Genomic DNA, 21,845 nt, shown 5'->3' on the forward strand with positions numbered 1-21,845 from the left:
ATGTTCCCCACTGTTTTCCATCCGTATTTATTCCCCCTGTTTTTGCAACGCATCCTGTTCCCTCTTCTTCACTAAATAATAAGAATTAATCCAGGAAGCAATCGGAATAATCATCGCTATCCCAATACCGGCACTCAAGATGATGAGCAGCTCCGAGGTGAAGATTTTCGAATTGGCAATTTCACCAATCGAGTATTCCATGTCTTTCACCCATAACAACAACGCCAAATAACCACCAAAGAAGGCGAAAAACAATGTATTTGTATTCGATCCTAAAATATCCCTGCCAATCCGTATACCGGAAATGAATAAATCTTTCTTTGTAATATCAGGATTTTGATCAAATATTTCCTGCATTGGGGAAGTTATCGAAATAGCGACATCCGTAATTGCGCCGATTGTACTTACGATAATCATTGCCGCTGCTATCTTAACGAAATCCAGCCCGATATAGAGAGAGAATAACGTACTTAACTCCTCCACCTCTTCTTCCGTAAAGCCTTGTATCATTAATTTATTCGTCATGATATAGATGAGCAGAACTAAGAAAATAATCGTTATTACCGTCGACAGGAAAGCTGTCTTTGTCTTGCTATTTACTTCATTAATGTAAAACAGATTGATACAGCTGATGATCGCACAGGCGATTAAAATTAAGATGATTGGATTCATCGCTGGGTCCAGCAGGAAAAATACAGTCAATATTAAGACCCCAAAGTTTAAAAACAGCGAAATAAAAGATCGTATCCCTTTCCTGCCGCCTATCAGCACCATCAATATAAACAAAATAATGGCCAGCACTACTAATACATTCATACGCGTCCCCTCTTCCGGTTAACAAAAAAGATGGAAATATACAGACCGATTGGAATAGCCAGCACAATCCCAATACCACCTGCTAATGCCCTTGCTAATTCTAGGGACAAATTCAGTGAAAGTGTAAAGCCCCATAATGATTCATTTTTCAAAAACAAAAGGAGCATAGGAATCGAGCCGCTTATATAGGCAAAAAACAAAATATTGGTCATCGTCCCCATGATATCTCTCCCAATATGTAAACCAGATTGCTTCAATGTCTTATTATCAATCGCATGATTATTCTCATACATTTCAAAAACAGATGACGACATCGTAATCGCAACATCCATGACAGCCCCAAGTGACCCAATTAATAATCCTGCCAAGAAAACCGGTTTAAACGGGCGTGAGAGAAAATCGATTGCTTCATAACGGAGACCATTTTCGCCTGTCATCCACAGAACAGCATACGTAATGAAAAAGGAGATAAATGTCCCTAACAGTGTTGCGATAATCGCGGCATATGTTTTTTCGTTAAAGCCATTAATCAGCAATAGAGAAGTAATCGTAAATAATACCACTGTAACACCACAAATAATCAGTAAACCGATATCGGAGTTCTCTACATAAATATCCAGTGCGTAAGATAAAATAGCTGCATTAAGAAGCAGACTAATAATAGAGAAGAATCCCTGCCTCTTCCCAATCAAAAGCAAGATAAAGATAAAAATCCAGACGATTGGGAGAATATGCTTATCCCGCTTTACATCTTGAATCGTACCTGTTAATTCTTCATCTTTTCCAGCTTCCTCATCTATCCAGACAAATAATTCGTCGCCTTCTTTATATGCTTGATCAAAGGCTCCGGACGACGAGTATTCATTGATTAAATGAATGGAATGGTTCTTTTCTGCGCCATTTTTTATTTCGGCTTCAATGGATTGGGTAAATAATCGGTCTTCGTTTCCGTAAGCATCGACTACATCGGTCGCCTCTTCCAAATCCGCCTCCAGCACTTTTGCAATTGGCCGATCGTAAAATGAATGATTATTGTTCACAAATAAAAGCGATCCGATTACAAGAACGGCCAGACTCATATAAAAAACAATTTGTTTATAGGTTATATTTTTAAGGTTCATTTAAACCCCTCCAGAATGAAACTAAGTATATCAAATTCGATTTATATGTGGCAATGTTTCATTAAAGAAAAAAGGAGCATTTATATTCTGGGGACACATTCGAGTCGATAAGTTCATGCTTGTTTTTCACAGTCTGTCAAAACGATAATTGTCCTTTTATTTACTGCTTCAAAAAAGCATACTCAGATTAATAGGTACGTTATTTTATGCATAACCTTACCCATTAATCTTAGTATGCTTTTAGATTTTTCATACAACTATTGGTTGGTCCTATTCAACTGTTCTTCTGTATTACGTACTCCATACATAACCCGAATAATAGTAACTGTTGCGTTCTCGATTTCAGAAATGAAAAATATTAGAAAATTATCCGCTGGGAACCAGCGTAGCCCTCTGCTATACCACGGTTCCTTTTCAAAGATTCAAAATCGCATCGGTTTTTCATTAAGTTTTAGTATCGCCCTTTCAATTCTTTACCACTTGCTTTGTCGCAACCTCAGGCTCTAGCAGCGTAAATGCTATATATTCATAAATACTTCTTAAATCAAACTCACTTTGTTCCGTTAATACAACTTTGTATTTCATAAGTCGTACTCTTTACAGATCTTCGCAAAACTTCTGCAGCAGATTTTGTATTTCCTTGTATATAATCTGTATATCCTTTTTCCAATTCTGCATCCATCTCTTTTTCCGTTAAGCTCGATACATCAACTGGTTCCATGACAGGAATCTTTACATCAAATGGGATTCCTTTCTGCATGACAACCTGTTTCAAAAATATATTAACTGTATTAGATAATGGGATTCCCAATTGCCCTAGGATATCCTCAGCTTGTTCTTTCAGTTCTGGTTCCAGCCTCACATAGATATTTGTTGTTTTGGCCATTATCAATCCACTTCTTCTTATATACACATTATGCTTTTGTATATACAAAAGCAATACATTTGTTTTTGTTGCATTTAACAATCATTATTAAATTCGTTACTTGAATCGTAATAACCCTAATGTAAAGTTCGCTTGACGTAAAGTTTATTTTACGTTGGACTTTGATTGAAAGCAGGTGGTTCTAATTTGAAAAATAAATTAGTTGAATATAGACAAGAGTTCGGGTACTCATAGAAAAAGCTTGCAGAGGCTCTCGAGGTCTCCAGGCAGACCATCATCTCCATTGAGAAAGGGAAATACAATCCCTCCCTGCCACTTGCTTTAAAGATGGCAAAAATATTTAAGACGAATATGGAAATTATTTTTAGCTTGGAAGAAGATGGCTAATATAGAAAATTTAAAGGAGGAAGCAAGATGGAGAATAAAGATTATATGCCAAAGACTTATTTCATTTTAGGGATATTAAGTTTACTCTTATTTGGCTTCACCGCATTCATAGCATTCATGGCAAAAGCTGCTCCGCCTCATATGACGTATTTATTGTTTGCTTTTACAGTTATTTCGCTTTGTTGTTTTATTATTTCATCCTTGTATTGATTATAGAATTTGATATTTTACCTTTAACTGCCATCGATGTTCTTCATATCTTGATTGTGCTGACAATAGGTACAGTGTTTATCTCTTGGGTTCTTTTAGCAAAAAGAAATTAATAAAGTGAAACTTCAATCAATGGGGGTTTTTCTTCAACCCGTAATGGATTGTTAGTTGAACGAACCTTAGGTGTTAGCTCACGTTTCTTCCCACCATCTCAACTTTCTCGAAGAACCTAAAGTTTTGAGGTGGGAGTTTTACGGACGGTTACAACGGGATAAAAGGGGTGAGTATGATTATACAATGGGAGATTATCGCAGGGTTTCTTGCCATTTGGGGAATATCTTATCTTTTTTTTGTAAGTATTATGATAAGAAAAAGGGGATTATCCAAGAAAGGATTTATTCTATTTTTCACTGCTATATTTGTGTTATTCGTGATTATTGGTATAGTAGGATTTCTAGCTGGCAGGAATAGCTGAAAAATAAATAACCCGCTTAAGAACTGTTTTTCCCATCTTAAGCGGATTTCTTCTGTTTTCATTACCAAAATGTCCATTTATAATGACCAGGCTTTCTCGTTATGGTAGATTAATTTGCCAAGAAACTCCAAACCGGTCATTAATCCAACCAAACTTCCTACTGAAACCATAATTATCAAGCGGCATCAGCGCTTGTCCACCTTCTAGCAGTTTTTCATAAAGGTTGGTAAGCTCTTCTTCCGTATCACAATCAACAAAAATGGAGAACGAAGGCGTAAAGGAAAACTGATGCTCAATATTACTGTCAATACACATGAACTCCTGCCCTTTTAGAGTGAAGGTCGCCTGCATGACCGTTCCTTCATCCCCTCCAGGTTCATTTGCCCCGTACCGGGTAATACTTGTAATTTCGGAATCCTTGACTAGCGATGTATAGAAATTCATCGCTTCTTCCGCCTTGCCATCTTGAAACATGAGAAATGGTGTAACTTTCGTCATTTATAATCGACTCCTTGAAATTTTTTGTTAGCTTGGTCTAATTATTCCAAGAACACGTTCGGATATTCAACCATTCCCGAAAACTGCTGGAAGGCATTATCCTGTAACTCAATCGCCATGAATGCTTCATCTGGAACGTCAAAAGGGGCGTTTATTCCTAATTCAGATGCCTTCCTGAATCCGAACTTCGGATAGTATTCGGGATGCCCCAGGACAATAACCGACTGATAGTCAAGCTCTTTCGCTCGCTTCAACGCTTCAAGAATCAATTGTCTGCCTAGGCCTCTGTTTTGATAATCGGGTAAGACGGAAACAGGCGCAAGCGCAAGGGATTCTATATGTTGATCGCTATTTTTAATTTTTATTTTGGATAATAAAATATGTCCTGCGATTTTTCCATTTGCATCTACAGCAACTAGCGATAATTCGGGAATAAATGTATTGCCTTTCCTAATTCTGGAAACCAGTTTATGTTCTCTCTTATCACTAAAGTCTGCATCAACAAATGCACGCTGCACAACTTTCTCGGTTAATTCGTAATCCCCAGTATCTTCCTGCCTTATACTAAAATTCATCATTTAACACTCCAATTTTCCCGCGTCAATTTAATTGAAAGCGATCAAGTAATGCTCGAACTTCATCTGTTGTTTCCGTACTCATCAATTCATGTCTTAATTCACTCGATCCACGGAATTCGCGAACATATATTTTAAAGAAACGACGGAGCGGTTTAAAGGAGCGCGGCTCGATTTCTGAATACTGATCAAAGAGATCGAGATGTAATCTTAACAGGTCGAGCAATTCCTCTGGGCTATGATCTTTCTTTTCTTTTTCAAAAGCAAACGGATTCTTAAAAATCCCGCGCCCTATCATGACACCATCCACACCATAACGTTCTACAAGCTCTAAGCCAGTTTGGCGATCAGGAATATCACCATTGATGGTGAGCAGTGTATCTGGAGCAATTTCATCACGAAGCTTTTTAATCTCTGGGATCATCTCCCAATGCGCATCCACCTTACTCATTTCTTTTCTAGTCCGTAAGTGAATGGACAAGTTCGCGATATCCTGCTCGAAGATATGTTTCAGCCAGTCACGCCACTCTTCAACTCGCGTATAACCGAGTCTCGTCTTCACGCTTACGGGTAGGCCCCCTGCTTTCGCTGCTTGTATTACTTCGGCAGCAATTTCAGGATGACGAATTAGACCTGCTCCCTTTCCATTTGCTGCCACGTTCGGTACCGGACAACCCATGTTAATATCAATCCCACGGAAACCCGCCTCCGCCATGCCTATACCCATTTCGCGGAAGTGCTCCGGTTTATTCCCCCATATATGAGCGACAATCGGCTGTTCATCTTCTGTAAATGTCAAACGACCACGCACACTTTGCTTCCCCTCCGGGTGACAATAGCTTTCTGTGTTCGTAAACTCGGTAAAAAACACGTCAGGTCGCGCTGCCTCACTCACCACATGACGGAAGACAACATCCGTCACATCTTCCATCGGTGCCAATATAAAAAACGGCTTTGGTAATTCACGCCAAAAATTATCCATTGTATTAATATCCTCTCATCATCAGATCCAGGAAATCCCTTCCCTCATCTGTAAAAAAGTCAAAAATATCTTCATTACCTTTACACTTATACCATGTTTAAGCCTCTATTTTCAACTAGAGTAAACCGAGTTGTTTATTCATACCTTAAAAGCCCTCACTCTTCCTAGTATGATAAACTATAGATATTGAACACTTATATAAAGTATAATTCACGCTTGTTTATTTCTCTTCTTGTAGGATGGGATTCAACTATTACATATTAGATTCTATTTTTTCTGGTAGAAGCTTTTATGAGACAGTTTCGTGGAGTTAGAGACGATTTTGTCTGATAGAACGTTCCTATGAGACAGTTTCGTGGAGTTAGAGACGATTTTGTCTGATAGAACGTTCCTATGAGACAGTCGCGTGGAGTTAGAGTCAATTTTGTCTGATAGAACGTTTCTATGAGACAGTCGCGTGGAGTTAGAGTCGATTTTGTCTGATAGGACGTTCCTATGAGACAGTCGCGTGGAGTTAGAGTCAATTTTGTCTGATAGAACGCTTCTATGAGACAGATTCCTTAACTTAGTGACGATTATGTCTAATAGCATACATCTATAAGACAATTTCACAGATTCAGAGCCTTTTTTGTCTCATAAGGGTCCCCTGCCAACTCGTAATTGCTAGGACAATCTTTAATGAGATATTTAGTGCAACTTATATAATACAAATATACCTAAGAGAGATGGAGTCAAAACAATGAATCCAATTCCTCATCAACCTAAACAAAATCAGCCAAAAATCCGGTTTAATTTAAAGGCGAAAATGATAGCCTTAATCAGCATTTTGATTATTAGTATCTTTATTGTCTTTTCGTTCTTTCTCCATACCTTTATCTCTAATACAACTGAGGATCAAGTAGGAAAGCGGGCACTCCATGTTGCGAAGACGGTCTCAACTATTCCCGAATTAAGAAAAACTTTTCAATCGGAGAATCCTGCGGCGATGATTCAAGAAATTGTAGTGCCAATTCAAGAAGAAAAAGAAGCAGAATTTATCGTTATTGGTAATACGGAAAGTGTCCGCTACTTCCATCCCGGTCGTCTTCCCCCTATTCTTTCAAATAGGTTACCGTATGACTTCCTATATAATCAACTGTTCTTTATTTCTCGCAGCTAAGACGATTGAATCTACATTTGGTCTGTCACGTAACCATGCAAGAACGACTTGTGTATTGCAACGCTTTTCCTTTCATAATCTCTCGTCAAATAACTGAAATTTACCTTCTTGCCGCTATTTTTACGCGTCCGATTCGCCTGTTTCCTCAGGTGGGTAGGTTTTTTTGATAAAAAAGGACAAAATGAGCCCAACAATGGAAAGCATTGTGATCACGATAAAGGCAACATTCACACCATGAATCATTGGGTTTACAATCGACGGATCCTGCCTCGCTTCCTCCCCCGTTGTGGTCATGATCGTCACAAGAATTGCCGTTCCAATTGAAGCAGAGACCTGGCGCATGGTATTATTCATCGCGGTCCCATGTGCGATTAACCGATTAGGTAATTGGTTCAATCCAGCTGTTGTCACAGGCATCATCACCATCGAAAGTCCAAACATACGAATAGCATAATAGATTGTGAGATAAGCAAACGAAGTAGAAGACGTAAGGATTACAAAAGGGAATGTCGTAAGTGTCATGATGATTAATCCCGTTACTGCCAGCCACTTGGCTCCAATTCTATCAAAAATACGTCCCGTAATCGGTGACATCAAACCCATAACGAGCGCCCCGGGTAAAATCGCTAGTCCTGACTCCATCGCTGTAAAGCCACGCATATTTTGCATATAAAGCGGGATTAATGTTTCAATCCCAATTAGACCTACAAATGCGAGCGCCCCAATACCGGTCGTCAATGTAAAAACAGGGTATTTAAATACTCTAAATTCCAGCATCGGATGAGTTAGTCGCAGTTGCCGCACGATAAACAGAACCAAAGCAATCACACCTAGACTTAAGGTGCTAATGGTTATAATATGTCCCCAGCCGAAATTTCCTGCACTGGTGAAGCCATAAAGCAATCCTCCAAAACCAAATGAGGATAGGATAATAGATAAAATATCTACTTTTGGCCGGGTCAGTTCTGTAACATTTTTCATAGCACGCGTACCAATGCCAATAAGCAAAAGGGCAATAGGTAAAATGACAAAGAACATAACACGCCAGGAATAAGCACTAATTAGCCAACCGGACAAAACAGGACCGATGGCCGGAGCAAATTGGATAACCAAGCCCACGAGCCCCATCGCTGCACCGCGCTTATGAATCGGATAAATTAATAAAAAGACCGTTTGCATCAGTGGCATCATAATTCCGGCACCCGCTGACTGAATAATCCGGCCAAGTATAAGAACGCTAAAGCCTGGCGCGATTCCTGCTATCAGTGTTCCAAAGGCAAAAATGCTCATTGCAGAAATAAAGAGCTGCCGTGTTGAAAAGCGTTCAATCAAGAAGGCTGTAACGGGAATCATCACACCATTGACGAGCATAAAAACGGTTGTTAACCACTGGGCTGTATTTGCACTGACATGCATTTCTGCCATAATCGGAGGAATTGCTGTAATCATCGTTGTCTGATTTAGTATTGAAATAAATGCCCCAGCCAATAACAAGGCAACAATTGGCTTTCTATTATAAGTTTGGGATATCATTCTATATCTACCTCATTCTATCTATAAGTGCAGATCCAAAAAGCAGGATAAAAGGCATTATAAATTACTTTTATTATGACAATTATCTATCATATCCTATTTCCCACCTATTTGAAAGGTAAGAAGCATCATTTCTAGCAATCTCGCTTCAAGGGAAGCCGAGGAAGACTTTGACTCAAAATATAAAATTTCATTCCATACGAATAGCCCGCAACTTACCTTTTAAGTTGCGGGCTCATTTTTTATGCAAGGAACAAACCCCCTTGCATTTTCAATAACCTATTACAGCAAACCCACCATCTTCAGACCATGAACGATTCCGTCATCATCAACAGAACGGGTAACATACTTTGCAGCTGATTTTATCACTTCTTCTGCATTTCCCATCGCCACTCCATTTTCAATCGAACTTAACATTTCCAAATCGTTCAATCCATCACCAAAGGCATATTGTCTTTCGCGCGGGATCCCAAGTTTTTCAACCATCTTTTCAATTCCTATGGCCTTCGATCCGCCCTTTGGAACGACGTCTACCGATACAGGATGCCATCTTACAAAATCAAAGTCTTTAAATTCCCTTTCATACTGTTTTTCCTCTCCTTCTGCACAAAATAGCAATGTTTGGTACAGCGCACGATCTTTATAATAATGAGGGCCATGTGTTGGGAATTGCTTAATTTTTAAACTGGCAATACTTTCATTAATATACGGATGTTCTGGGACATTTGCCCGCATATCTTCATGATCCATATACACAACGGGATGATCATTATGTAGGGCTGCTTCTGTAAAGTTTAACAGAGAATACTTGTTTAAAGGATTAGTATAAATCACTTCCCCTTCTAAAACAACGTATTGTCCGTTATAACTCACGTAGGAATCAATCCCCAATTCTTCCCGCAAATCAGCATACATAAATGGAGCCCGTCCTGTAGCGATTGCGATTACATGCCCTTTTTCCTTCAGTTGAAATATCGCTTCTTTTGCTGTAGATGGCAACTCTTTGTTATGATCAAGCAATGTACCATCTATATCAAAGAAAATTACGCTTTTTTCTATCATTCTCTTGTCTTCCTTTCACCTTGCATATTTATTTAAGACCAATTATTTCATACTGTCCCTCTTTCAATCAACTTCTCCTTAAACTCCTGATGGGATACCTTTTCATCTAACACTTGCCGAAAAAGGGTTTTCCCCATTTCCGTTAATGGAATTTCAATGGTCGTTATATCCATTATCCCAGCAATCGGCTCGTTATTAAAGCCAATAATAGCTAAATCCGCTGGGATGGATAGTTCATTCCGCTGACTACTTATAATCATACCTGCCGCAACTTGTTCACTTGTTACCAACATGGCAGTCGGCGGTTTTTCTATTCTTTGTATTTGGTCGATAATCTTACTTCGAACATCTTCGCATAAAATAATTGGACCATACGGTGTATGCTTTTCTATAATGGACAACTCACTTGCCCTTGAACAAATAATCAATGCATCAATTTGCTTTTGCTTTAACAATTGCAATGCTTCTATCTCTCTTTCCTTTTTATACCCCGTTTGGAACAATACGATTTTATAATTCTCTCTCATTGCCTGATTTGTTATCAATATCAGAGAAAAATAGGAATGATCGGAAAAGGGGAGAACCACACCAATCAACATTGTTTTACCTCTGCTTAAATGAACCGCATTTATATTCTTTTGGTAATTCGTTGCTTTAATCGCTTCTTCAACAGCTTTTCTTTTCCCAGCGCTAACATAGGGGTGATTATTTAACACCCGAGAAACAGTTGTGACGGACACCCCTGCCATTTCGGCCAAATCTTTAATATTTGCCATTTACTCACCCTGCCCCATAAGTACTTGCAACGAAAGAATTAATTCTAGTATAAGCTATGAAATGCATTTCATGTCAATCTGTTACCACTATTTTGAACATCTCAGAACTGAAATCACGAGCGTTCTTGGTTTATGGATAAATAATCCTTGCTCTGAAAAGCGTTTCATAAGATAAGGTTTAGTCAGAAGGAGACTTATTCGTCTCCTTTGACAAAAGCTGATAGAATATCGGCGTGACATTCTTTTAGGCGTAACGGTTATCAGCTTTTGTTTCTTTAAACACATTCGTTGGTTGCCAATAATAGTAACTAAAAACCCCAGCACCTAAAGTTAAACCTAGGCGCTGGGGAAAGGCATTATTTTTCAATCGTAATTGTGCTACCTGGATTTATATCAGCAATCTCTTTGTCCTCTAAATAAAGAGTACCCGGCTGTTCTGCTGTAGTACTTCCATCGAATTTGAGTGTGATATGACCTAAATCATTTAAGTTCTTTCTAACTGCGTCACCAACACTTGTAATACGATAAGGAACATTATCCAGTTTTAATATGTGCTCTTCTGTAATATCTTCATCAACAGATAATACATCTATAATATAGCAAAAATCAGCTAATTCACTTGGTGCATTATCACCAAACAAGATCATCATCTTTTCCGCCTCAAATGCTTTCGCGTCATTTCCGATATTTTTAATTGTCGTTTGATACATGTTAAAACACTCTCCTAAGTTAGTATTTAATTTGTTAAAATAGATTGATAAAGACGATACAGACAAAAATATTATTAAGACTATCAACGGTGTGTGGGTAAATGTTTTCAGTCCTTTTGTAGACATGTCAGTTTGTCTGGAGCAGCATACAAAAATGTCACTTCATTAAACTTTGGGATTCAAACACATTCGCATTGATAGATTAGTTGTTATTGGGTCGCACAATTCATTGTATAACAAGGTTCTTAAGTTGTTGCTATTTCAGTCGACCTGTTTCTCTTTATCACCTTTAAATATGATTTTAAATTTATTTATATAAGCCATAGCTCGCGAGCCATGCGACAAACACCCTCGGCACACCATTTAAGAATCTAGAATACAAGACAGATGGTACACCTACTTCAATCGTTTTTGTTTCTGCTTCTGCTAAACCTAAACCAACAGGGATAAAGTCAGCAGCGTTTTGTGTGTTGATTGCAAATAAGGCAGGTAATGCTAGATTAGGAGGAATATTCCCTTTACCTATTTCAACACCAATTAATGTTCCTAATACTTGTCCGATAACGCCTCCAGGTCCAAGCAACGGACTTAGAAACGGCAATGAACAAATAAAGCCAATGACCATCAGCCCCCAGATATTTCCTGCAAGCGGAGACATAATATCAGCGAATATATCACCGATGCCGGAACCTTGAATAATTCCAATTAGCAAAGCAACAAATCCCATAAAAGGAATCACAGTGTGTAGCATGGTTTCGACTGCATCACGGGCAGCTTGATAGAATGTATTAATAACTTTTCCTGCTGCTAAACCTATTTTTGTAAGCAAACTCTTGTTTTCTTCTTCTGCTCTTGTCTCCATAATTTTCTTGTCTTTGGAGTAAACTGCTTTTTGCTCTGTTTTCGATTCTGCAGCAGCCGGAGTTGCAGAGACATCTGCATTTGCTTGGTTAGTGGCAGTCTCTTCTTCTCCTGCAACGCTTACTTGATCAACATCCACATTAGATACGTAAATATCTTCAGTAATATGCTGTCTTAGTGGGCCACTTTTTCCTGTTGCCATAATATTAACCGTTGGAATACCTTTTTGAGGGTAAATACCACACCGTAATGTGCCCCCGCAATCTATAATAGCTACCATGATTTCATCTTCTGGGACAGATGTTTCAAATCCATTGACCGCAGATGCGCCAGTAATCTCACAAATTTTATCTACAATGGCAGGTTTATGGCCCCCTGTTACATACATAACTTTATCTTTTTTACCATCAACGCCAAGTACTAACGGACCACCAAAGCCACCGGAGCCTTTGACGATTTTAACTTTTTTATTCATAGCTCACACCTACCCCTCTACGTTTACTTTTTTACTTAATTTAACTTTTTGTTGCTTTTCTACATAGCTGGTCGTTAGGTCGGTAATCCAACCGCCAATAAAGTTCATGACTAGACCTACTAATAAATAGCGAATTGCCAAGTCCGTCATGGGTAATCCAAGTTGTTGGACCCCATTGGCAATACCTAAGAAGATAAACAATTCTGCTGGGTTAATATGAGGAAAAATACCGTTACTTGTATGTGCAAATTGTGCTGCGGAAGCAAAATAACTTGGTTTATATTTTTCCGGCATAAATCTACCTAACGAGTGCACCATCGGGTTTGCTAGCATAAAGGAACCTAAAAATGGTAGCACCATATATCTTAGCAATGGGTTTCCTGCTGATTTTTGAGCAATCTTATTCATACGTTGTTCTCCGATTAATTGAATAACCGTATTCATCGCAATGAGTAACATTAAAACTAGTGGAACAATAGAACCCATCCAATCTATAAATGTATCTGCACCTGTTTGAAATAGGTTGATAAAACCCTCTGCAAATTTAACTATGAACTCCATGTTTCTTTGCCCCTTTCTTTGTGAACATACTATTTACTTTCTTTACAACTTTCATCATTGGTGAAGGAATCTGTTCCACCTCTCCACCTGCTTGTACGATTTTAAAGGTTTGTTGCGCATCGATAAGCGCTCTTGTAAGCAACTTGTTATAACTTACAAGATCTTCCTTCCGAAGTTTATTTATCTTCTTTCCTTCCAACCCTTTCAATTGTTTAAATCGGGAAAACACCGTTACTCCTTGCATATAGCGGGCTTCTTCGATTTCGTTTTTATTATTTAATTGCAGCAATACAAGGGTTCCCGCTCGTATAATGGCTGGTCTTCTTCCAATTGCTACCCTTCCATCCTCTCTAAGCTCGGTATAATGCTTTGTGAAATGTTTGATTTGCACAAAACCAAATAAATATTGAACAACAAAACCAACAGCTAAAATTACAATAAGTAGAATGAAAAACATATACTATTTCCTCATTTCCTGATTTAAAGTATGTGCAAATGCTGCATAATTTGTATCTTTCGTCATTTTTTCGAGGATATAACTATTTGTACTTATCGTTAATATTTCCTCGTATAATCTAATAAGAGCTGCCTCGTTACCTGCTTGATCGGGGGTTGCTAATAGGACAACAATTTTAACATCTGGATAATCATATAATGGAACATCTATTAGAGCAGCTTTGATAAATATCCCATGTTGATTATGACTCACGTGAGGAAAGCCTAACTTACCCATCACAGTCGACTTAACTTGTTCACGGGCGATAATTTTTTTCGTGAATGTGTTATCTACTTTTCCTTCGCGAACTAATTCCTCCGATAGAAAGCGAATCACATCCTGGTAATTGCCCGGCTGATCTATATGATAGAAATCTTTTCTCTCAATAAAATCCACAATGACACTTTGATTAAACAGCTTTTTATTCCTTACGTCTTTATAAACCAAGAATTGTTCAATTTTTAATTTCATTAATTGTGTATCTAAGATATTCTCAATATAGACTACTTTATTAAACAAACGGCTCGTCCAAATCGTAGAGATAATCAAGTCAAATTCTTTAATGCTCTCACTTTCTAAGGCATCTTCGTTAAAGACAGCGATTTCTATATGGGTACCGAAGATCTTTTGTAAATTAGTCTGTAAAACTTTTGCCGTACTTAGGCCCTCATTTGTAATAATCGCAACCGACTGAATGCCTCGAATGCGCTGATCCAGCTGCTCCAAGTAAACACTGAAATATAATGATAGGAATCCTAACTCACTAATTGGTAGATCCATCTTAATTTCTTTTTTTATATTCTCTGCTAATACTTTGGATAATTCATAAGCAAAGGGGAAACGTTGTTGTACATCTTCGACTAAGTTGTTGTTTACTTTAACGTCAAAAATCAATCGATTAATTAAATACTTAATATGCAATTGAATGTCCTTACTAAACATTGCTTTATCAATTTTAATGGTGTAATAGTAATTGATATCCTTAATCGTTTGTTTAATAATCCGCTTCAACATAGATTGCTCACGGTCATTTATCATGTCATCAATTATGGAAGCCCTACGGCCAAGTAATTGGAGTACAATAAGAAGGATTTCTTGATTTGGATTTTCTATGGAATAAAGATCCGCAATGTCTTCTTTTAGTCGTTGAAAGCTTTTAAAATCCCTGGATTCAAATACTTGCCTGTCAATATCTAAATCTTCTTCTATCAGGTAACCATCATCAATCCGGGAAAGAGTAACCTGTGTAGCCAGTCTTACTCTTGAAAAGGAAGATTCATCTATATTAAACTTCTTCTTCAAACTTTCTAAGTGCTGTTCGATTTGCAACGGCACATATATGTCTTGATAGCGAGTAGGCAGTTGTTCTATAAGCACTTTGCGAATAGTGAATTCGTTTCCTTCAAGACGTAGGCCAACATTTTGTACTCCTTTAATATCCAGTCGATAAGATTGTAGTTTATGCTTCAAATCCGTCAAGAGATTATTTATAACACTTTTGCTTAAAAACAGTTCCTCTGAAATATCATCAATCGTACTTTGTTTATATTTTAATAAATGATGAAAAATAGCATCAAGCCTATCATTTAATTCTTCCTCATTGCTTTTTATTCCTTGTCGGAGGTCTGTTAATCTATCTACAAATCTCTCCTCGTCGTAAATTATCAGTGAAAAAATATGATATTCTTTCAAAATTTGAGAAGCGCCCTCAAAATAATCATTAATATGTGCTACATAATTTGATAACGTTCTTTGCGATATATTCACTAGATGGGAAAATTTTTCTGCTGCAATACTTTCCTGAATAAGCATTTCAACTATCTTCAAATGCTTTTGATTAAGCTTCATAGCTCCTCCTCCATTATGTTGAAGGTTAACCTCTCGATTTCCCTCCAGAGATATTAATGGTTGTTCCAGTGATATAGCTTGATTTCTCAGAACTTAGGTAGCATACTAAATCGGCAATTTCCGTTAGCTTACCAATGCGGCGAATTGGAATTGACTTAGAATAATCTCCATTTAATTGATCAACCGTTGTATTTCGAGTATATGCTAATGCTTGTTCATACTCTTCGGTTCGAAGTCCTGTTTCTTCTATAATTCCCGGTGCAATGGCAACGACGCGGATATTGTGCTTTCCTAATTCCTTTGCCCAGCTTCTTGTGAAGTTAATTAACGCGGCTTTAGTTGCTGAATAAACACTTTGTCCTTCAGAACCTTCTTGACCAGCTTCACTGGAAACATTAATAATAACACCTTTGTTCACTTGGACAAAATAACGAGACACTTCCTGACTGAAGAGAACAGGTCCTTTGAGATTGACATCGAACATTAAATCAAGCTCTTTCATATTAATCTCGTATTCAGGTTTTTCCTGCTTTGCATCTACTAACAGTCTTGGCAAATTAATCCCTGCATTATTCACCAATACATCAATTTGGGATTGTTCATTTATAATAGACGTTACTGTGCTCCGAACCTCTTCCTCTAACGCAACATTCGTCTCTCTAAAATAATACTTCGGATGATCTATTGGGTTATCACGTAAATCTGCGTTATATACAATCGCCCCGTTATCCAATAGCGTATGGACAATCTGTCTACCAATCCCCGATGATCCACCCGTCACAATGATTACTTTATTATCAATATCTAACCAATTATTTGTCATGAATGTTCCTCCTTGTTTCCTTCTTATGTATTCATTATATATCTAACCGCTTTCACAATTAATTTGTAGTTTTATGCAGATTCCTGAAAAAGGAGAATTAACGAGTTTAACGGGGGAGATATGGAAAAGTTATTATTCTTTTTGGTATAACTTCCTTGTTCTGACTGCGGGAAACCAATAATTGCATATACAAAAACGAAGTCTGGCCTTCGATCAGACTTCGTTTTTGTATTCTTTCAATAAATATTTGTTTCAATATGCGCTATAATAGATTGCAAGACAACCATGTTGATCTACATAAGGAAGTGCATAATAATGAAACTCAAAAAACACACCATAAAAGATAGCTCTTTTTGGCGGATTACAATTAGCCTCGCGCTTGCTTCATTCTTTGTCTTTGCGAGCCTCTATGCCGTCCAGCCACTCCTGCCTTTATTTGTCAGGGAATTTAATGTAACAGTATCCGAAGCAACCTTAACATTTTCTTTGCCGGTCATCGGTCTGATTATTGGACTCATTGTAATCGGCTTTTTATCCGACAGATTGGGTAGGGTCGCTTTTATCAAGTATTCATTGATTATAGCTATCATCCCTTTTTTCTTCATTCCACTGTTGGATGCCTTTTCACTTATCGTCATACTAAGATTCATTCAAGGGTTTACGTTAGCAGGGCTCCCAGCTGCTGCTTTGGCGTATATTAATGAAGAAATTGACCGGTCCCACATTGGAGTTGCCACAGCATTATATATAGCGAGTAACGCACTCGGCGGGATGGTTGGAAGAGTGATGGCGGGTTACTTGTCCGATCGTTTTACCTGGGAAGTCGCTTTTTACAGTTTTGCTGGGTTGGGTTTGATTGTCGTGGTACTCGTTTTCATATTCCTGCCTAAATCACGCTTTTTTCAACCAAGTGATCTCTCTTTCCGTAGAGACATCGAAGGAATGCTCGTTCACTTTAAAAATCCAAAGCTGCTAACCGTTATTGGGATGGGAGTCATTTTGCAGCTAGCCTTCACTTCTGTGTGGACATTTTTACCATTCCATCTGGAAGCGGAGCCTTATTCATTATCTGTGAAAACAATTTCCTATATGTTTTTTGCCTATGGATTTGGTGTCTTCGGAGCACCGTTTGCTGGTTGGTTAGCTGGAATATTCGGTCTGAGGCCTGTGCGGATAGCAGGAATCTTGGTGTTGTCCTTTGGAATATCCCTTACACTAAGTCCCCCGCTACCAATTATCATTGTCGGATTATGTGTAATGTGTTTAGGGTTCTTCACTGCACACTCGTTAACAGCAAGTACCGTTGCAGAACAGGCTACGCATCATAAAGGAAGTGCCGCGAGTCTTTATTTAGTTGCTTATTATATTGGTGTCAGTATGGGAAGTACCGCAGTCGGACCGCTTTGGAATCTTGCTGGCTGGGATGCAATTATAATCTTTGCTGGAATCTTACCAACCGCGTACTTGGGATTGGTTATGATCTATCAGAAGCGAACTGAAAATAGAAGTATGCAAGGTTGATAGTAAAAAAGAGATGGATTTGTTTATCCGTCTCTTTTTTATTATTATTTAAAGCTGTCCGGGAAAACGGTAATATCAATACCCAGTGCTATTGGAAGAATGTAATAACTAATTAAAGTAATTAAAACAATTGACGCGACATTCAAGAGGAATCCAGCTTTTGCCATATCAGCAATCCGCATGTAACCTGTCCCAAAGACAACTGCGTTCGGCGGTGTAGCAACTGGCAGCATGAATGCGCAAGATGCAGAAAGTCCTGCTGCAACCATTAACACGAGTGGATGGACATCCACTGCAAGAGCAAGTGCCGCCATAATCGGATACATCATTGTTGCAGTTGCTGTGTTGGATGTAACTTCAGTAAGTGCGTTAACAAGAGCCGTTACAGCTAAAATAATTAATATGATCTGAACGCCCTGAAGACCGTTCAACTGAGACCCAATCCATTCTGATAATCCGGAAGTTGTGAAGCCTGCTGCAATCGATAGACCTCCACCAAAAAGAAGCAGGACGCCCCAAGGTAGTTTCACTGCACTAGACCAATCCATAATATGACTTGCTTTTGAACTCTTCGCTGGAATCAAGAATAGGACAACAGCAGCAAGAATTGCAATTACTGTATCATCAATATTCGGATTGATTTTTTCCAGAACGAAAGTACGGGTAATCCAAGAAAGCGCTGTTAGAACAAAAACGATGAAAACAGCTTTCTCCTCATAGGAAGCTTTCCCAAGCTTCTCTTTCTCTTGATCGAATATTGCTTTCCCGCCCGGCAAATCTTTTAACACTGTAGGGAATGCCATTTTCGTTAAATAAAACCAAGCGAAGAATAGTAAACTCCAAGCAAATGGAACCCCAAATAGCATCCAGCTCGCAAAGGAAATTTCATAACCGAATAGTTCACGAAGCGTGCCAGCTAAGATTGCGTTTGGCGGCGTTCCAATAAGAGTCGCCATCCCACCAATTGAAGCGGAATAACCAATCCCAAGCATAATTGCTTTTCCAAAGGAGAAATTCCCTTTTGACGTATCGACTTTCGGATTATCTTTCAAAGCATCTTGTACTTGATACGTAATTGCCAGCCCAATAGGAATCATCATCATCGCTGTTGCGGTATTGGAAATCCACATGGAAAGAAAACCGGTAGCTACCATAAACCCTAGCACAATCCGGTCTGGTCTCGTCCCCATAACAGATATGATATTGATTGCAATTCTTCGGTGCAAATTCCATCTTTCCATCGCTAATGCTAAAACAAACCCGCCAAGAAATAAGAAGATCGTATCATTTCCATAAGCTGACGTCGTGGCTTTCATATCCAGCCCACCTGCCAATGGGAATAAGATGATCGGGAGCAAGGATGTTGCTGGTATCGGAATGGCTTCGGTAACCCACCATGTTGCAATCCAAGCGGTACTTGCAAGAATTGCTTGTCCCTCACTAGATAATCCGTCAAAGGTTAAGATGAATTTAAGAAGAATAAATAATAGCGGTCCTAGAATCAGACCAGTTATCTGGGCATTCGTGTACGGTCGCTTTCCGCCATTTCCTTTTCCCCCGTAGCCACTCTTTGTTACGTCTGGTTTTTTCACTTTATTTTTCTCTATTGCGTCTCCCGGCTTCACGAAAAAACGAAACATGTCTTTCACTTGATCATGCTTTTCCCAAAGCCAACCCCAAGTTGCTGAGATCATGATGCTCCTCCTTTTATATAAAAATATAAATCTAGTTTAAATGTATTTTTTATAAAAAGCAAGTTGTTGTATATCAGCCGGTAATCAAGTCTCGCACACACTCCGTTGATTGTTTTATAACATTTATATTGATATATAACAGAATGATTTTATTAGAAAATAGCGATCTATGGTATGTGAATCTACTGAAAAACATGGATTATACAAAGCTCAAGAAATTAGAATGGTTGTAAACGACAGGAGCTAGAGAGTCACTGCTTCTTCAGGTGATTTGAGGACTTGTAAACAACCGAGAGATGGGGTACGCTGCTTATTCGGTAGATTAAAGCACTTATAAACAACCGGAAAATAAGAGACGCCGTTCATTCGGTAGATTAGAGCACCTATAAACGACCGAGGAAATAGAGACACTGCTCATCCCGGCGTTTACAGCACTTATAAACAGCCAAAGCCCATCCTTCATTGCTAATATGAGCGTAAAAACAAAAAAGAGCACACAACGATATCCATGCTCTTTTCTCCCAATCCACTATTCTATTTCAACATCTCAAATACTTGCTCCACGTCTTTATCACCCCGGCCAGAAAGATTCACGATAATCACATCATCCTGCCCGAGCTCTTTCGCAAGCTGAATCGCATGACTTACTGCATGGGAGCTTTCAAGTGCAGGGATGATTCCTTCTGTTTTCGATAACTCTTGAAAAGCTTCCAATGCTTCTTCGCCGGTCACACTCACATACTCCCCGCGGCCGATAGCATGCAGATGACTATGCTCTGGACCGACACCTTGGTAATCGAGCCCAGCTGCAATCGAGTCGGTTGGCAATGCTTCACCATCCTCATCTAATAACGTTAAGGAACGATAACCATGGAATACTGCTGGCTTCCCTTTCGAAATGGAAGCTGCCTCAGCAGGTTCCACACCAATCAGTCGTACAGAGTCTTCATCAATGTAATGAGCGAAAGCACCGATTGCATTACTTCCGCCACCAACACAAGCGACGACAGCTGCAGGGAGTTTACCTTCCTTCGCCAGAATCTGACGTTTCGATTCTTCGCTGATGATAGATTGGAAATATTTTACCATCTCGGGATATGGATATGGCCCTACTGCCGAACCGATTAAATAAAAGGTCGTTTCGTGATTAGCGACAAGATCAGCAAATGCTTCATCCACCGCTTCCTTCAGACGTCCCCACCCTTTATCGACAGCTACGACTTCAGCCCCGAGGAGTTCCATCCGGAATACATTCAAGCGTTGTCTTTCAGTATCTTTTTTACCCATATAAATCGTGCACGGCAGTCCGACCATCGCACAAGCAGTCGCTGTCGCAACACCATGCTGACCTGCTCCAGTTTCCGCTATAATCCGCTCTGCACCGGTTCTCTTCGCTAAAAGAATCTGTCCGAGCACATTATTAATTTTATGGGCCCCTGTATGATTCAAGTCTTCACGCTTCAAATAAATTTTAGCCCCACCAACTTTTTCAGTCAGATTTTTCGCAAGGGTTAGTGGATTCTCGCGTCCAACATACTCTTTCAAATAATACCGGTATTCCTCAAGAAATTCAGGATCATCCTTATATTTCTCAAAAGCTACACCAATTCCGTCTAAAATATCCTTCAAATCTTCTGGGACAAAGCTTCCTCCGAAATCACCAAAGTAACCTTTCTCTGCTACATTCTCTTTACTCAACTCTACTCATCTCCTACATGAAATTTCAAGATTCTCTTCATTATAAATGAAAAATGAAATAATTCAAGATTGTATTATAACTTCACTTTTTCTTATTACTGCCACGAAAAACCCTTGCACTGCGGGCATACTCCACATCTGCAACTTGCAGGCGAGAATTAACTACACGGGCTGCTGCAAAGAAATAATCAGATAATCGATTCATATACTTTAACGGAATTGGATCTAAATCTTCTTCCCGCTGATAAAGTTTTACAATCTGTCTTTCCGCTCTTCTTGCCACTGTTCTCGCAACGTGTAAATATGCAGCGGCCTCCGTTCCGCCTGGGAGAATAAATCGTTCAAGCTCTGGTGCCTCGTCTATTAAGACATCCATTCTCTCTTCCAAATACGTAATCATATCTTCAGAAAGCTCGTGAGGACGTTCTTTTTTCGATACATTAGAAAGCTCAGTTCCGCAGTCAAATAATTCATGCTGAATTTTTTTCAAATCAGCAATGAGGTCTTTGAACGGTTCTTTATTCTTATTGAGCCCAGCTACCGCAAGACCTACAAAAGAATTCGTTTCATCAATTGATCCGTAAGCTTCCACCCGAATATCATCCTTCGTCGTCATTCCACCTATTAACGCGGTCTTTCCTTTGTCGCCAGCCCTTGTATACAGTCTCAAATGAATCG

Annotated in this window: 21 protein-coding genes and 1 pseudogene; 4 read left to right on the forward strand and 18 right to left on the reverse strand. The window is 38.9% G+C overall.

Annotated features, from left to right (window positions below):
- Positions 1–27: 27 nt before the first annotated feature.
- From L3V42_RS09110 to L3V42_RS09120, 3 genes are all read right to left on the reverse strand, one after another.
- Positions 28–816 carry a YibE/F family protein gene (locus L3V42_RS09110; protein ID WP_235762939.1) on the reverse strand — a complete coding sequence of 263 codons (789 nt, stop codon included), beginning with the start codon at positions 814–816 and terminating at the stop codon, positions 28–30.
- Entirely contained in the window at positions 813–1,937 is a 1,125-nt protein-coding gene (locus L3V42_RS09115; RefSeq protein ID WP_238471830.1) for a YibE/F family protein, read from the reverse strand. Before L3V42_RS09115 ends, L3V42_RS09110 begins: the two co-directional genes overlap by 4 nt.
- Positions 1,938–2,487: 550 nt before the next feature.
- A complete protein-coding gene (locus L3V42_RS09120; RefSeq protein ID WP_238471831.1) occupies positions 2,488–2,823 on the reverse strand; it encodes a type II toxin-antitoxin system RelB/DinJ family antitoxin in 336 nt (111 codons plus the stop codon).
- A 186-nt stretch (positions 2,824–3,009) separates the two neighbouring features.
- Here L3V42_RS09120 and L3V42_RS09125 point away from each other — a divergent pair.
- Positions 3,010–3,210 (forward strand): annotated as a pseudogene (locus L3V42_RS09125) (helix-turn-helix transcriptional regulator).
- A gap of 27 nt (positions 3,211–3,237) precedes the next feature.
- Positions 3,238–3,420 carry a hypothetical protein gene (locus tag L3V42_RS09130; RefSeq protein WP_235762942.1) on the forward strand — a complete coding sequence of 61 codons (183 nt, stop codon included), beginning with the start codon at positions 3,238–3,240 and terminating at the stop codon, positions 3,418–3,420.
- A gap of 574 nt (positions 3,421–3,994) precedes the next feature.
- On the opposite strand, the gene L3V42_RS09135 is transcribed toward L3V42_RS09130, so the two are convergent.
- Genes L3V42_RS09135 through L3V42_RS09145 form a run of 3 tightly spaced genes read right to left on the reverse strand, consistent with a single transcriptional unit; the run spans position 3,995 to position 5,950 of the window.
- Entirely contained in the window at positions 3,995–4,393 is a 399-nt protein-coding gene (locus L3V42_RS09135) for a VOC family protein (RefSeq protein WP_238471832.1), read from the reverse strand.
- 41 nt (positions 4,394–4,434) lie between these two features.
- Positions 4,435–4,968 carry a GNAT family N-acetyltransferase gene (locus L3V42_RS09140; protein ID WP_238471833.1) on the reverse strand — a complete coding sequence of 178 codons (534 nt, stop codon included), beginning with the start codon at positions 4,966–4,968 and terminating at the stop codon, positions 4,435–4,437.
- 25 nt (positions 4,969–4,993) lie between these two features.
- A complete protein-coding gene (locus tag L3V42_RS09145) occupies positions 4,994–5,950 on the reverse strand; it encodes a tRNA dihydrouridine synthase (protein ID WP_238471834.1) in 957 nt (318 codons plus the stop codon).
- Positions 5,951–6,689: 739 nt separating this feature from the next.
- Between L3V42_RS09145 and L3V42_RS09150 the strand changes: the two genes are divergently transcribed.
- Complete coding sequence (locus L3V42_RS09150; protein WP_238471835.1) at positions 6,690–7,109, forward strand: hypothetical protein; 420 nt, start codon at positions 6,690–6,692, stop codon at positions 7,107–7,109.
- Positions 7,110–7,229: 120 nt separating this feature from the next.
- Here the strand turns inward: L3V42_RS09150 and L3V42_RS09155 are convergent, their stop codons facing one another.
- From L3V42_RS09155 to L3V42_RS09195, 9 genes are all read right to left on the reverse strand, one after another.
- Positions 7,230–8,642, reverse strand: a complete 1,413-nt coding sequence (locus L3V42_RS09155; protein WP_238471836.1) for an MDR family MFS transporter — start codon at positions 8,640–8,642, stop codon at positions 7,230–7,232.
- 282 nt (positions 8,643–8,924) lie between these two features.
- Entirely contained in the window at positions 8,925–9,704 is a 780-nt protein-coding gene (locus L3V42_RS09160) for a Cof-type HAD-IIB family hydrolase (protein WP_238471837.1), read from the reverse strand.
- A gap of 47 nt (positions 9,705–9,751) precedes the next feature.
- Complete coding sequence (locus L3V42_RS09165) at positions 9,752–10,480, reverse strand: LacI family DNA-binding transcriptional regulator (RefSeq protein ID WP_238471838.1); 729 nt, start codon at positions 10,478–10,480, stop codon at positions 9,752–9,754.
- 356 nt (positions 10,481–10,836) lie between these two features.
- Complete coding sequence (locus L3V42_RS09170) at positions 10,837–11,190, reverse strand: PTS glucitol/sorbitol transporter subunit IIA (protein ID WP_238471839.1); 354 nt, start codon at positions 11,188–11,190, stop codon at positions 10,837–10,839.
- Positions 11,191–11,497: 307 nt separating this feature from the next.
- Positions 11,498–12,526, reverse strand: coding sequence for a PTS glucitol/sorbitol transporter subunit IIB (gene srlE, locus L3V42_RS09175; protein ID WP_238471840.1), 1,029 nt, complete (start codon positions 12,524–12,526; stop codon positions 11,498–11,500).
- Positions 12,527–12,535: 9 nt separating this feature from the next.
- The gene (srlA, locus tag L3V42_RS09180; RefSeq protein WP_238471841.1) at positions 12,536–13,087 is read right to left on the reverse strand and encodes a PTS glucitol/sorbitol transporter subunit IIC; all 552 of its coding nucleotides are present in this window, start codon (positions 13,085–13,087) and stop codon (positions 12,536–12,538) included.
- Positions 13,071–13,544, reverse strand: coding sequence for a transcriptional regulator GutM (locus L3V42_RS09185; RefSeq protein ID WP_238471842.1), 474 nt, complete (start codon positions 13,542–13,544; stop codon positions 13,071–13,073). The genes srlA and L3V42_RS09185 overlap by 17 nt, the downstream gene beginning before the upstream one ends.
- Before the next feature lie 3 nt (positions 13,545–13,547).
- A complete protein-coding gene (locus L3V42_RS09190) occupies positions 13,548–15,431 on the reverse strand; it encodes a BglG family transcription antiterminator (protein WP_238471843.1) in 1,884 nt (627 codons plus the stop codon).
- 25 nt (positions 15,432–15,456) lie between these two features.
- A complete protein-coding gene (locus tag L3V42_RS09195) occupies positions 15,457–16,254 on the reverse strand; it encodes an SDR family oxidoreductase (RefSeq protein WP_238471844.1) in 798 nt (265 codons plus the stop codon).
- 315 nt (positions 16,255–16,569) lie between these two features.
- Between L3V42_RS09195 and L3V42_RS09200 the strand changes: the two genes are divergently transcribed.
- Positions 16,570–17,775, forward strand: coding sequence for an MFS transporter (locus L3V42_RS09200; RefSeq protein ID WP_238471845.1), 1,206 nt, complete (start codon positions 16,570–16,572; stop codon positions 17,773–17,775).
- Positions 17,776–17,819: 44 nt separating this feature from the next.
- Here the strand turns inward: L3V42_RS09200 and L3V42_RS09205 are convergent, their stop codons facing one another.
- From L3V42_RS09205 to L3V42_RS09215, 3 genes are all read right to left on the reverse strand, one after another.
- Positions 17,820–19,469 carry an SLC13 family permease gene (locus tag L3V42_RS09205; protein ID WP_238471846.1) on the reverse strand — a complete coding sequence of 550 codons (1,650 nt, stop codon included), beginning with the start codon at positions 19,467–19,469 and terminating at the stop codon, positions 17,820–17,822.
- Between the two features lie 534 nt (positions 19,470–20,003).
- Positions 20,004–21,167, reverse strand: coding sequence for a tryptophan synthase subunit beta (gene trpB / locus L3V42_RS09210; RefSeq protein WP_235762950.1), 1,164 nt, complete (start codon positions 21,165–21,167; stop codon positions 20,004–20,006).
- 82 nt (positions 21,168–21,249) lie between these two features.
- Complete coding sequence (locus L3V42_RS09215; protein ID WP_156856589.1) at positions 21,250–21,837, reverse strand: cob(I)yrinic acid a,c-diamide adenosyltransferase; 588 nt, start codon at positions 21,835–21,837, stop codon at positions 21,250–21,252.
- Between the last annotated feature and the right edge of the window lie 8 nt (positions 21,838–21,845).

The sequence above is a fragment of the Oceanobacillus alkalisoli genome (genome assembly GCF_022213125.1).
GTDB lineage: Bacteria > Bacillota > Bacilli > Bacillales > Amphibacillaceae > Oceanobacillus > Oceanobacillus alkalisoli.